General features: G+C 35.2%; 13 protein-coding genes. 11 read left to right on the forward strand and 2 right to left on the reverse strand.

Annotated features, from left to right (window positions below; genetic code table 11):
- Positions 1–107 precede the first annotated feature (107 nt).
- From PCY70_RS11970 to PCY70_RS12005, 8 genes are all read left to right on the forward strand, one after another.
- Positions 108–1574 (forward strand): sensor histidine kinase, encoded by a 1467-nt coding sequence (locus tag PCY70_RS11970; protein WP_305767506.1) that lies wholly within the window; start codon positions 108–110, stop codon positions 1572–1574.
- Between the two features lie 127 nt (positions 1575–1701).
- Positions 1702–2760: a uroporphyrinogen decarboxylase family protein gene (locus tag PCY70_RS11975; RefSeq protein ID WP_305767507.1), complete on the forward strand. Its 1059-nt coding sequence runs from the start codon at positions 1702–1704 to the stop codon at positions 2758–2760.
- A 24-nt stretch (positions 2761–2784) separates the two neighbouring features.
- On the forward strand, positions 2785–4275 hold the full coding sequence (locus PCY70_RS11980; protein WP_305767508.1) for a sulfatase-like hydrolase/transferase: 1491 nt from the start codon (positions 2785–2787) through the stop codon (positions 4273–4275).
- A gap of 134 nt (positions 4276–4409) precedes the next feature.
- The gene (locus tag PCY70_RS11985; RefSeq protein WP_305767509.1) at positions 4410–5381 is read left to right on the forward strand and encodes a hypothetical protein; all 972 of its coding nucleotides are present in this window, start codon (positions 4410–4412) and stop codon (positions 5379–5381) included.
- Complete coding sequence (locus PCY70_RS11990) at positions 5369–5818, forward strand: hypothetical protein (protein ID WP_305767510.1); 450 nt, start codon at positions 5369–5371, stop codon at positions 5816–5818. The genes PCY70_RS11985 and PCY70_RS11990 overlap by 13 nt, the downstream gene beginning before the upstream one ends.
- Before the next feature lie 17 nt (positions 5819–5835).
- Positions 5836–6753 carry a flotillin family protein gene (locus PCY70_RS11995; RefSeq protein WP_305767511.1) on the forward strand — a complete coding sequence of 306 codons (918 nt, stop codon included), beginning with the start codon at positions 5836–5838 and terminating at the stop codon, positions 6751–6753.
- Positions 6754–7572, forward strand: coding sequence for a hypothetical protein (locus PCY70_RS12000; protein ID WP_305767512.1), 819 nt, complete (start codon positions 6754–6756; stop codon positions 7570–7572).
- Positions 7573–7638: 66 nt separating this feature from the next.
- Positions 7639–8265: a lecithin retinol acyltransferase family protein gene (locus tag PCY70_RS12005; RefSeq protein ID WP_010168116.1), complete on the forward strand. Its 627-nt coding sequence runs from the start codon at positions 7639–7641 to the stop codon at positions 8263–8265.
- Between the two features lie 89 nt (positions 8266–8354).
- On the opposite strand, the gene PCY70_RS12010 is transcribed toward PCY70_RS12005, so the two are convergent.
- Complete coding sequence (locus PCY70_RS12010) at positions 8355–8597, reverse strand: hypothetical protein (protein ID WP_010168117.1); 243 nt, start codon at positions 8595–8597, stop codon at positions 8355–8357.
- A 158-nt stretch (positions 8598–8755) separates the two neighbouring features.
- On the opposite strand from PCY70_RS12010, the gene PCY70_RS12015 reads away from it, so the two are divergent.
- The 3 genes from PCY70_RS12015 (at position 8756) to PCY70_RS12025 (ending at position 11497) form a co-directional block, all read left to right on the forward strand.
- Positions 8756–9688, forward strand: a complete 933-nt coding sequence (locus PCY70_RS12015) for a magnesium transporter CorA family protein (RefSeq protein ID WP_305767513.1) — start codon at positions 8756–8758, stop codon at positions 9686–9688.
- Positions 9689–9700: 12 nt separating this feature from the next.
- Positions 9701–10264, forward strand: a complete 564-nt coding sequence (gene pth, locus PCY70_RS12020) for an aminoacyl-tRNA hydrolase (protein ID WP_010168119.1) — start codon at positions 9701–9703, stop codon at positions 10262–10264.
- A gap of 69 nt (positions 10265–10333) precedes the next feature.
- Positions 10334–11497 (forward strand): cation:proton antiporter, encoded by a 1164-nt coding sequence (locus PCY70_RS12025; RefSeq protein ID WP_305767514.1) that lies wholly within the window; start codon positions 10334–10336, stop codon positions 11495–11497.
- On the opposite strand, the gene PCY70_RS12030 is transcribed toward PCY70_RS12025, so the two are convergent.
- Positions 11494–12729 carry a hypothetical protein gene (locus PCY70_RS12030; RefSeq protein ID WP_305767515.1) on the reverse strand — a complete coding sequence of 412 codons (1236 nt, stop codon included), beginning with the start codon at positions 12727–12729 and terminating at the stop codon, positions 11494–11496. The genes PCY70_RS12025 and PCY70_RS12030 overlap by 4 nt on opposite strands.
- Positions 12730–12779 lie beyond the last annotated feature (50 nt).

Below are 12779 nucleotides of genomic sequence, written 5' to 3' on the forward strand. Positions count from 1 at the left end.
TAATTGTTGTAGGTACAAAATAACAAAATGGACGAGATAGCATTGAAAAAAAGCTGAAAACATAATATAATTTTTTTTAAGAATTTATTTTGCAAAGGGGGATTGGTGTGGAGACGTTATTAAATAATATTGAGGAAAGTGTTTGTATTACAAATTTGGAAGGAAAAGTGTTATTTGTCAATAAAGCCTTAGAAGAACATTTTAAATATAACGGGAAAGAGTTGTTAGAAAAATATTTGAGCGCAAATGTAAATTTTCTTAAGTTACATAATGCAAAAAAGATTGCCATAAGTGCTGTAATAAATATTTTTGTGGAAAAGATAAGTTATAGAGGCGAAATGGCTTTTTGTATTTTGTTTAAAATAAGAGGATTGTCTAATAAGGAGATAGTGGTGAATATTAATGAAAATGAAATAAATCTGAAGGCAATAGAGCAGACATTTTTGACGGATATGTTTTTATCAGATTTTAGCGCTATTGTAGATAAACCAGGAAATTTTTTGTATATTACGGAGGCAGTAAGCAATATCTTGGGATGGCAAAACTTTGAAATGATAGGTAAAAATTGGAGAGATTTTATACATCCAGAGGATATGATTAATGTTAAAGAGCAAGAAGAAAATTCGATTGCAGCAGGAAAAACGCAAAAATGTATTATTACAAGCAGAGTAAAATGTAAAAACGGAGAATATAGATGGATTCAGTGGAAGTTTAAGCCGTTTGAAGAGCCATCCATTGCGTATATAACTGGTGAGGACGTAACAGTGCATATGGAATATAAGAATAAGCAATTAGAAATTTTGAAGACCAAAGAATTAGAAAAGATCTATGATAATTTTTTATCTGTAATTTCGCACGAGCTTAGAACTCCGCTCACTTTAATAAACTCAACCAGTACATTAATACAAGATAATATTCCTCCAGAAAAATATAATCGTTTTAAGAAAAATATCAATAGACTCACAAGGTTGATTAATAACCTGATTAGTATGATAGAGCTAACAAATGGAAAGTATCAGCTGAAATATGAAAAAATAGATATAGAGTTGTTAACGAGACAAATTTTAGAAGTGCTAGAGCGAAATCCAAATTTCAAAAACATTACTATAAAATTAGAGAATAATTTATTGGAAAATTTTGTATATGTAGATGCTTATTATATAAAGAAAGTTATATTGAATATTATTTCAAATGCAATTAAGCATACAGAAATAGATGGAGAAATTTTAATAGAACTAACATCATCTGAGTGTTTTGTGGATATTGCAGTTACAAACTTTGGCAGACCTATACCAAAAACTCTAAAGGAAAATATTTTTGCGCCGTTTTTTATAATAGAAGAAATTTTGACCAGAAAAAATGATGGCAGTGGCATAGGATTGGCATTATCTTATACGGTAGCCAAATTGCATGAAGGAGAAATTGTAGTTAAAAGCGATACCGAATGCACCTGCTTTACGGTTCGCATACCCAAAGGATATAGAGAAACAAGTAACCATCAGGAAAAAATATTAACGGACACGTATGATAATGATTTAGAAAACGATATATTTTTAGAATTATCAGATATTTAATATTTGAAACATGAAAAAAGCTTATACTTGCAATAAATATAATTTTAGCTTAGAATGAAAATATCAGTCATATTCTTTGTGGCAGATTATTTTATTGATGATTATTTTATTGATGAAGAGGTGATTTATGTCGTACGAACGTGGAATGGCAGCATTTAATTTGGAAATGACAGACAGAATACCAAGAACAGAATATTCGGCTCATAGGTATTGGAAATTGATTGATGCTGTTACAGGAATTAAGGTAGATGAAAAAAGCTTAAAAGCAGAGCAAGATAAGGCGACATCGGCTTTTGTGAAAGCTTGGGATTATTCTTATGTTTGGAATGTATTTGTTCACTCTCAGTATTTAAATAAATGTAGAACTCGAATGGGTCATGCGACTTTTGCTGCAGGAGGAGTCGACTTCAATAAAGAAGTTTCTTGCCCGTTTAAAGAACCAGAAGAATGTTTGACATTTGATCCAATAGAAGTGTATGGAGAAGTAGATGAGCGATTAGCATTAGAAAAATTAAACACTAATTATAGAGAAAAGTGTGCAGCGTTTCCAGATGCCGTGAATACTACAGGGACTTATATTACGCTAGTTTCGGGACTAATCGATATATTTGGCTGGGAAATGTTGCTATTGGCACTAGCCATAGATGCGAAACAGTTTGGAAAAGTGGCGGATAGATATACCGAATGGATGATGCCATTTTTTAGAGCGCTAGCAGATACAGATACACCGATTGTAAATGTACATGACGATATTGTGTGGACATCGGGAGCATTTGTGAATCCAAAATGGTATAGAGAGTTTGTATTTCCGAATTACAAAAAAATGTTTGAACCACTAAAAGAAGCGGGCAAAAAGATTATCTATACAAGCGACGGAACCTTTAATGAATTTGTAGACGATATTGCAGACTGCGGAGTAAACGGTTTTGTAATGGAGCCCACTACAGACATGGAATATATAGCCAAAAGATATGGTAAGACTCACTCATTTGTAGGCAACGCAGATACAAGAATATTGCTAACAGGTACAAAAGAAGAAATTTACAATGAGGTAAAACGCTGTGTGGATATTGGTAAGGATTGCCCAGGATTTTTTATGGCAGTAGGAAACCACATTCCTTCGAATACTCCGTTAGAAAATGCGTTGTATTATAATGAAGTTTTTGAAAAATTGAGTAGAAGATAATTTAAAAAGAGAAGGGGATTAATTTTGAAGCAACCAAATATTTTATATATCATGTCAGATGATCACGCAAGCAATTCTATTAGCTGCTATAACTCCATGTTATCGAGTGTATTTAAGACACCAAATCTTGATAGAATAGCATACGAAGGATGCAGAATGGACAATTATTATGCAACAAACTCGATATGTGTGCCAGCAAGAGCGACTGTGATGACGGGTCAATACGGAAACAAGAATGGGGTAAAAACATTAGCAGATAAGTGGAATCCAAATCAGCCTCTAAACTTGGCAAAAATTATGACAGACGCAGGGTATCAAACGGCTATGTTTGGAAAGTGGCATCTAGATTGCGATCCAATTGGATTTGAAGAATATCAATATTTAGACATGATAAATGGAAAGCATCCAAGACAGCAAGGGATTTATTGGGATCCTGAATTTAGGACTTCTGAAGGTGAATTTAAAAAATATGAAGGATATGTGACAGAAATAATCACTGATATGACGAAGGATTATATTTTAAATCGCGATAAAAATAAGCCGTTCTTTATTATGTGTAATCACAAAGCACCGCATGATTATTGGCAATTTGCGGCAAAATATAAAGACATCTTTGATGGCGTTGACATTCCGATACCAGAAAGCTTATTTGAAGATAGATCGCACAGAAATATAGCATCAAGAGAGTATGGCTCAAGCGTTACTCCGAGACATAAAGTAAGAAGTTTGTATAATGAATTTTGCAAGCCAAATTATGTAACAGGGCCGCTTGAAGGAACAGAGGATATGACTTTTGAGGAAAAAGGCATCGCAGCGTATCAAAAATACTTGAAGGATTATTTGAGAACTGTGGCATCCATTGATGAATCTGTTGGATATTTGTATACAGTGCTTAAACATGAAAATATTTTGGACGATACCGTTATAATTTATACTTCTGATCAAGGAATGTTTTTGGGAGAGCACGACTATCAAGATAAGCGATGGAGTTATGAGGAAAGTTTAGGGACACCATTGATGATTAGATACAGAGATGAAATTAAACCCAATACGGTATCCAAAGAGTTAATGGCAAATATTGATATCGCACCAACTATTTTGGACTATGCAGGAATTGAAGTGCCAGCAGAAATGCAAGGCGTAAGCGCTAGAGATATCATAAAAGGTGAACACGAAGCAATCCACGAAGGAGTTTATTTTAGATACTGGATGCACTTGGCTCATCGACATGATAATCCGGCACATTATGGAGTGGTAACCAAAGACTATAAATTGATTTTCTATTATGGGATGCCTCTCGATGCAACAGGGGCGGTGCAAACTATTACACCGGGTGGATTTGAGTTATATGATCTAAAGAATGACCCGATGGAGCTTAATAATGTGTATGATGATCCGAACTATGAACAAATGAGAGAAGTGGCAAAAAGATTGTTGGAATCGTTGAAAAAAGAGTATGGAGATACAGATACTGAGTATAGCGATCTTCAAAAATTATATAGTGAACTTAAGTAAAAGAGGAAGCTGTCGCTAACAATGTGGCAGCTTTTTAAAATGGGAAATTATAAATTAATATAGTAATATATGGATAAAATGGAACATAGAATAAAATGGACAATTAAATTTTTATAATTGAGGAGAAATTGTATATGGACAAATGGATTAAAATTAGTACAAAAGAAGATCTGAAAAAGTTGGGAAAATTTGAGGACCTTAAAAAGGAAATACTAATAGATTTAAACTTGGTAAACATTATAGGATTTCGAGGATTTGACCAAATGTATCAGTTTATTACAAAATTGCAAAAGCTGATAGAGCGAGGTATTGTAGAGACGCAAATGCTAAATAATGTATGTGATAAAAAAGCGGAGTTTAATGCTTTGAGATTGAACGTATTAGAAACGTTAGAATTAAAGGGAATAATTAATTTCCAACGTAAAGTAGACATACCAATTTTCATAATGCGGATACAAAACTTTATGCAGCAACAGAATACAAATACAATCGTTGATGTACAAGCAAAAGCGGAAGTTATGGAAGCTGTAAAGGCGGAAGCAAAAGCCGAGGTTATGGAAGCTGCCAAGGCGGAAGCAAAAGCGGAAGTTATGGAATTTGCAATGGCAGAAGTAATGGAAGAAGCTAAAGCGGAAATTATGTTGCAAGCAAAAGCCGAGGTTATGGAATTAGCAAGGGCGGAAGTAAAAGCCGAGGTTATGGAAGTTGCCAAGGCGGAAGCAAAAGCGGAAGTTCTAGAAGCTGCGATAGTAGAAGCAAAAGCTGAGGTTATGGAAGCTGTAAAGGCAGAAGTAAAAGCGGAAGTTATGGAAGCTGCAAAGGCGGAAGCAAAAGCGGAAGTTCTAGAAGCTGCGATAGTAGAAGCAAAAGCTGAGGTTATGGAAGCTGTAAAGGCAGAAGTAAAAGCGGAAGTAATGGAAACTGCAAAGGCGGAAGCAAAAGCGGAAGTTCTAGAAGCTGCGATAGTAGAAGCAAAAGCTGAGGTTATGGAAGCTGTAAAGGCAGAAGTAAAAGCGGAAGTAATGGAAGCTGCAAAGGCGGAAGCAAAAGCGGAAGTTATAGAAGCTGCGATAGTAGAAGCAAAAGCGAGGTTATGGAAGCTGTAAAGGCAGAAGTAAAAGCGGAAGTTATGGAAGCTGTAAAGGCAGAAGTAAAAGCGGAAGTTATGGAAGCTGCAAAGGCGGAAGTAAAAGCGGAAGTTATGGAAGCTGCGATAGTAGAAGCAAAAGCTGAGGTTATGGAAGCTGCAAAGGCAGAAGTAAAAGCGGAAGTAATGGAAACTGCAAAGGCGGAAGCAAAAGCGGAAGTTCTAGAAGCTGCGATAGTAGAAGCAAAAGCTGAGGTTATGGAAGCTGTAAAGGCAGAAGTAAAAGCGGAAGTAATGGAAACTGCAAAGGCGGAAGCAAAAGCGGAAGTTCTAGAAGCTGCGATAGTAGAAGCAAAAGCTGAGGTTATGGAAGCTGTAAAGGCAGAAGTAAAAGCGGAAGTTATGGAAGCTGCCAAGGCGGAAGCAAAAGCGGAAGTTATAGAAGCTGCGAAGTAGAAGCAAAAGCCGAGGTTATGGAAGCTGTAAAGGCAGAAGTAAAAGTGGAAGTTATGGAAGCTGTAAAGGCAGAAGTAAAAGCGGAAGTTATGGAAACTGCAAAGGCGGAAGCAAAAGCGGAAGTTATGGAAGCTGCGATAGTAGAAGCAAAAGCTGAGGTTATGGAAGCTGCAAAGGCGGAAGCAAAAGCGGAAGTTCTAGAAGCTGCAAAGGCGGAAGCAAAAGCGGAAGTTCTAGAAGCTGCCAAGGCGGAAGCAAAAGCGGAAGTTATGGAATTTGCCAAGGCGGAAGCAAAAGCGGAAGTTATGGAATTTGCAATGGCAGAAGTAATGGAAGAAGCTAAAGCAGAAATTATGTTGCAAGCAAAAGCCGAAGTTATGGAATTAGCAAAAGCGGAAGTAATGGAAACTGCAAAGGCGGAAGCAAAAGCGGAAGTTATGGAAGCTGTAAAGGCAGAAGTAAAAGCCGAAGCTATGGAAGTTACAAAAGCCGAAGTAATGGAAGAAGTTAGAGAAGAGATTAAGGCTGAAATAATGGAAGAAGTTAGAGAAGAGATTAAGGCTGAAATAATGGAAGAAGTTAGAGAAGAGATTAAGGCCGAAGTAATGAAAGAAGTTAGAGAAGAGATTAAGGCCAAAGCAATGACAGAAGTTAGAGTAGAGAAACAAGCAATTGATTTGGGAGAATCTGATAATAGAGGATTTTTTAAGTCTGAGATTCATGAGATAGCATATAAATTGATTAATTATAATTCCATTTTTGACGCGTCTTTGGGGATTACCAGATTACACTATTTGAGTGCTGAAAAAGCAAAAGAGTGGCGTAATAAATATGCCAAAATGTTCCATCCAGATCAAAAACAAAACATGGACATGTTAGAGGAAACTACAAGTGCGATAAATAAAATTTATAATAGAATGGTGGGGAAATCATAAGTGAGTGAACAATTAAAAGAACAAAAAGAACAAAAAGAACAAAAAAAGGAACAAAAAAATGAAATAGTAGTATATGAAGAGTTAAAAAATAGTCCTAACTTTCAAAAATCATTTGATTTGCATAAAAAATTGACCCTATTAAAAATTGGAGATAAAGAGGATAATTTTAATAAAAACACATTAACAGCAATTAATAACCAAATTCAAAACCATACTATCATAGATTCGAAAACTGGAATTTTGTATTTTAGGGTAGAGGGAATTCATAATATTTTGAGGACAAAGCCGGGTATAGCAAGAAATCTGATATACCAAGGCAATCCTCCACAACTACAAGCTGTAACATCAGTAGTAGTTCATAACGACAAAGATTATATTTCTCAACCATCATTGATGGCAATATTGGATTATTCCGATGCGTTAAGTGGTGGAACCAAAGGTAGATATATAAATTACGTTAATACATCAATTAGGTTATTTAAAACTTTTGAATATATTAGACATTTGAAATACAAGTTTTTGGGAGATATGATTTCATCTAGAGCGACACTCAAAAACAAAAAAATTAAGAGTGAAAAAATAACACAATGCCAGTTTACAAACACACCATTTAAAAATAAGAAGGATGTGGAATTTGCCCATATAGATGCTGTGGCGTATAAACCTAATTTAGCAACGGATATACGTAATGGTGTTATTGTATTAAAAAGTATTCATACAGAAATGACAAAGCAGGAGATAAATGATTTTAACGCTATGTATAAGTTTTGTGTAGATAATAATTATGACCTAAAGTGGGCAGAAAAAGTGGATTGGTGAGTTATATTTTGTGCATTATTTGGCTATAATGTTAGTGTATATTTATGCTAAAAAGGGTGAGTAGCTATGTTAGATTTCTTTAAGGAGCTGCAGAAAGAAAATGGGTTCAATAGCAAGATTCCGGAGATTTCACGTCATGATAGAGAAGAGTTGCGTAGAATTGGTAGAGAAGTTCAGAAGAAGTTTGAAGAAACATTTGATGAGGTAAATCCGGAATTTGGCAAATCAGTAAAAAAATTTAATAATACTGTAAATGCTGGCCTAGATATAGTCAAAAAAGGGATTGACAATGTAAATAACAGCTTTGAAGCACTGCACGCTAAAACTTGGAAAGAAGAAATATTGATAGAAAATCAAATACCAGAAGTGGGAGATCATTTGTGGGTTTGGCGATTGGGCTATACGCACCATGGGTTATATATAGGAAATGGAAGGGTTATTCATTATTTAAAAGAGCAGGTAAAAGAGGACTCGATAGAGACGTTTGCAGATGGCTCTAAAATTAGAATTCGACCAGCCGAAGATAGCCCGGCACATTATGTAGCAGAGGAGATTGTATCTCGAGCCAGAAGCCGAATGGGTGAGAATAATTATGATTTATTTTCGAATAACTGCGAGCAATTTGTGCGTTGGTGTAGATGTGGTGCATTTGCTCCAGAAAACTCAATTAAAGATATGTTTAAAGAACTGTAGCCGAATTTATGTCGGCTATTTTTTTTTCAGTGAAAGATAGTCAGATATCCTTCACTGTGTATAATAAAATGAGTTTTGTTGAATGCTAACTAATATTTTTTGAATATATTTACCGAATTCATCATCCTTTTATACGCCTCTTGCGCATCTTGGTTTGAATCGTGTTTATCATCGGTAGAGTCTTCGTCGTCGGTTGACTGTGCAGTTGCATTAACCTTTTGAGTAGTTGCTTCCGTTTTTTTTTTGAGTTGGTATAAATCTTGTTGTACTTTGCGGTCTTGTTTGATATAAACATTAGGGGTAGCAAGTGTGGCCAAAATGTTAGATGTCATAATAATCACCTCCTGTAATCATATACATCTCAACTTTATACTCTCTTTATATATCGGACAATATAATGGAAAATTTTAGAAAAAAGCCGATAATATGGTACAAAATTTTTAGTAAATAAATATATATAAAATAGACTACAAGTTTAAAGGATGATGTTATGCTTAATATATATAAGACAGATGCATCGGGAAAGAACTGTGAAACTGCAGAGATTGAGCCTGGATGCTGGATACGACTGACGGTGCCAAACAAATATGAGGTAGACAAAGTAATTGCAAGTACCGGGATAGATAGATCAGATATAATATTAGGGCTTGATAGCGAAGAAACTGCGCATATTGCGGTAGAAGATAACTATACGATTATAGTGGTGGATATGGCTATACGTGAAAAAGGAGCGGTACAAGAATTTTCGACTGTTCCGTTAGAAATTATTGTATGTGAAAATTTTATTGTGACCGTATGTAATGTAGCGGTAGAGTTGATTGAAGATTTTGCCGAAAACAAGATTAAAAATTTTTCGACTAAAAAGAGAACTAGATTTATCTTACAAATTTTATATAAAAATGCGTCATATTATTTGCAATATTTAAGATGCATTGATAGAGTGGGTAACAGAATCGAAAAGCAATTGATTAAAAATCTGAGAAATGAGGATTTGTTGTATTTATTGACCTTAGAAAAAAGTTTAGTTTATTTTTCTACATCTTTGTGTGCAAACGATATTGTCCTTGAAAAAATGCTTAGAATGGATACAATTAAGCAGTATCCCGAAGACGAAGATTTGCTAGAAGATGTAATTGTAGAAAATAAGCAGGCAATAGAGATGGCAAACGTATACAGTAGTATTTTGAGCGAAACTCGTGACGCCTTTGCATCTGTTATATCAAATAATTTGAACACAGTAATGCAAAGATTGACATCTATAACAATAGTTTTGGCATTGCCGACAATGATATTTAGTTTGTTTGGAATGAATGTACCGGTGCCGTTTATGAAAAACCCTGCTGCATTAGCTTATATATTGATAATATCAGCAATATTTGTAATTTTGGGGATTTTGGTTATGGTAAAGAAGAAAATGTTTTAAAAGGAGAATGTTATGAAATTAGTTATTGGACTTGGAAACCCGGGAGCAAAATATGTCGCAACAAAGCATAATGCAGGATTCTATGCGGTGGATTATTTAGCGCATTATTATGGAATAGCAATGAACAAAAACCGATTTAGAGGAATTTCTGGAGAGGGGATAATTGAGGGTGAGAAAATATTGTTGCTAAAGCCATTGACATTTATGAACCTAAGTGGCGAATCATTAATAGAATGCATGAATTTTTATAAGCTAACAGCAGAAGAGATATTGGTGATATATGATGATACAGCATTTGAAACAGGGGTTATAAAAATGAAAAGAACAGGGAGCGCAGGAGGCCACAATGGCATAAAAAATATAATCGAACACATCAAAACCCAAAATTTTCCTAGAGCGAGAATAGGGATTGGTCGCCCACCGGAAGGATATTTGCTGGTAGACTATGTATTGTCTAAATTTACAGACATGGAGATAGAAAAAATTAAAGATAGTATGCCAAGCTTTAAGGATGCGGTGACAACTTTTGTTACAAAAGATATAGAAGCCGCAATGAATAAATTGAATGCAATATAAGAAATTTTAACTATTTTTGGAGTAATGCATATCATGATAAGAAAAAACAATTAAGAAAGAAGGATTAAAATGGATACAATATTAACAGACCTTGCAATAATGTTGCTTGTAGGATTGATATTCGAAAAGATAGCCAATAAGCTGAAACTACCAAGTGTAACAGGATATTTGGCAGCGGGGTTATTGCTGGGACCTTCATTACTAAAGATTGTATCGGTTGATATTATTAGTGATTTTGCAATTATATCCAATTTGGCGTTAGGATTTATAGCGTTTTCGGTTGGGGGAGAATTTAAGCTGAGTTATTTTAGGCGTGTTGGAGCGGCACCAATAGTTATTGCTATCTTCGAAGCTTTGGGTGCTATGTTGCTAGTAACGGGTGTTATGTTGTTATTCAATTTTGATCTAACGTTTTCGTTGGTTTTGGGAGCGATAGCAACAGCGACGGCCGCAGCTTCGACAATAATGGTGGTAAAAGAATATAATGCTAAGGGGCCTGTAACAGAAACACTTTTGAGTGTTGTAGCTCTTGATGATGCGGTATGTTTGATTAGTTTTGGATTTGCGGTAACGATTGCAAAGGCAATTGCGACGGGAAGCGGTTCTATGGTAGCGATGTTGTTGGAACCCTTTGGACAGATATTTGGGTCATTAGTGACGGGAGTTGTGTTGGGATTTTTAATGAAGTTTCCTATTATATGGGTTAAGAATAAAGGGGGACAGCTATCTGTTATAATAGCATTTGTGGCATTGACAATTGCCGTTGCGGATTTGTTTGGATTTTCGAGTTTGCTAACTTGTATGGCAATGGGAGCGATGTTTGCGAATGTGTATGTTGAAAGTGATAGCATTGTGGATGTAGCAGATGAAATTACTCCGCCTCTTTATATGATATTCTTTGTGATTTCTGGCGCGGAACTAGATGTATCGGTATTGCCGACGTTGGGGCTTGTGGGAATGATTTATATTGTGTTTCGAGTAGTAGGAAAAATTTCTGGGGCAGCGATAGCGGCAAAGATTATGCGTGCTCCGGCAACTGTTCAAAAATATTTGGGGGCAACGCTGATTCCGCAAGAGGGAGTTGCTATTGCATTAGCGCTATTGGCAGAAGACGTGGTGCCGGAATATGCTATTCAAATCAGAGCAATTGTACTTTGTGGAACATTTATTTATGGAATGATAGGGCCTGCCCTTACTAAGACTGCATTAAAAAGAGCAGGGGAAATCGATTAAAACTCGTTGTCAAAAAAATTATTATTGGCAGCGGTGGGCGAGGTTGTTGCGGTTAATTGATTTGATGGTTCAGGAAGAATTTCTATATTGCAATGAGGAATGCTCTTGTTTCTAAATTGCCATATAGTAGCGTAAGGTAATTTGCCAAGCATTTTTTTGGCAGTGTTTTCGCTAAGAGTTCGTACGTATACTTCTTTTTTTTCATTATATACGCGGTAATATGTTCCCATACCGACGGGCAAATTGTATTGCTGCATATATATTGAGAAATCAACAAATTCTTCGATCGTTATTTTATTTTCCATCAATGCTCGGGCAGCCTGAACAAGCGATGGGTTGTATGGATCAGTGATTTGGGGGGTAGTATCATATTTAGCAACTTCTATTTTAAGGAGATACATTTCTTTCATAATACTTTCTTTTAGGGAATTTACTCTTTTTATGCTGGGCTCATATTTAAATTTGGTTAAATGGAAGAAGAAAATTTCTCGAACGGCTATATCGAATACGTTGCTTAGGTTTTTTTGAACTCTAAAGCGTACTTCTGGAAAATTTCTGGGAATTTTGACGGGTTCAGAATCCATAATTTTCTTAGGATTATTTTTCTTCTGCATTAAGTTATCGTATAAATCGTTATGATAATTTTTGTAATATGTGTGAGTGCATTTTTTGAGGCGAGAGTCTAGTTCCATGGCATCCGGGATACCCATAACCTTGAGATATACATATCCAGTGACTAATGCGTCATATAAAGCAGTGTGAAATTTATAAAATCTAGTGTGTAAAGGACTTGCTAGATTGCTAATGAGATGCTTAATTTGGGCTTTAGTAATATTAAAATTATCAGCTTTAATCTCTAAAGTGCCCCGACCACATACTTCTAGTTGGGTCCGTTGTTTTAATTTATTTAAGTTTGTTGGAGTATTAATTGTTTTGTCAAGAGATTTTAAATCGTGTTCTAAGCTCATTCCGACAAATTTTATTTCATTTAGAGGGTATGTTTGTTCGCAACCTTTTAAAAATTCATTGATACATCCGGCCATAGGTTGAGGATTATTAATGTGATAGTTATTTTGATTTTCTTTAAATTTAATATCTGAGGCTCCGGATTGACTAATAAAAATTTCTAATACGCGTATGAGTTTATTTCTATCAAATAAAATAAGAGCTAGTTCGCGAACTAGCCCAAATTCGTCAAATTCACAATCTAATGTCATATATATTTTTTCCATGTTTTGGTCTCCTAAGTTTTAGTTATAAAGGGGTAAATATGTACAGAAGT

The sequence above is a fragment of the Candidatus Epulonipiscium viviparus genome, from assembly GCF_030708075.1.
Taxonomy (GTDB): domain Bacteria; phylum Bacillota; class Clostridia; order Lachnospirales; family Cellulosilyticaceae; genus Epulonipiscioides; species Epulonipiscioides viviparus.

Coding starts and splice junctions, on each gene's coding strand:
- PCY70_RS12015 (WP_305767513.1), top strand. CDS start 8,756: ATGCTTAATATATATAAGACAGATGCATCGGGAAAGAACTGTGAAACT.
- PCY70_RS11995 (WP_305767511.1), top strand. CDS start 5,836: ATGGAAGCTGTAAAGGCAGAAGTAAAAGTGGAAGTTATGGAAGCTGTA.
- pth (WP_010168119.1), top strand. CDS start 9,701: ATGAAATTAGTTATTGGACTTGGAAACCCGGGAGCAAAATATGTCGCA.
- PCY70_RS12025 (WP_305767514.1), top strand. CDS start 10,334: ATGGATACAATATTAACAGACCTTGCAATAATGTTGCTTGTAGGATTG.
- PCY70_RS11985 (WP_305767509.1), top strand. CDS start 4,410: ATGGACAAATGGATTAAAATTAGTACAAAAGAAGATCTGAAAAAGTTG.
- PCY70_RS11990 (WP_305767510.1), top strand. CDS start 5,369: ATGGAAGCTGTAAAGGCAGAAGTAAAAGCGGAAGTTATGGAAGCTGTA.
- PCY70_RS11975 (WP_305767507.1), top strand. CDS start 1,702: ATGTCGTACGAACGTGGAATGGCAGCATTTAATTTGGAAATGACAGAC.
- PCY70_RS12005 (WP_010168116.1), top strand. CDS start 7,639: ATGTTAGATTTCTTTAAGGAGCTGCAGAAAGAAAATGGGTTCAATAGC.
- PCY70_RS12030 (WP_305767515.1), bottom strand. CDS start 12,729: ATGGAAAAAATATATATGACATTAGATTGTGAATTTGACGAATTTGGG.
- PCY70_RS12010 (WP_010168117.1), bottom strand. CDS start 8,597: ATGACATCTAACATTTTGGCCACACTTGCTACCCCTAATGTTTATATC.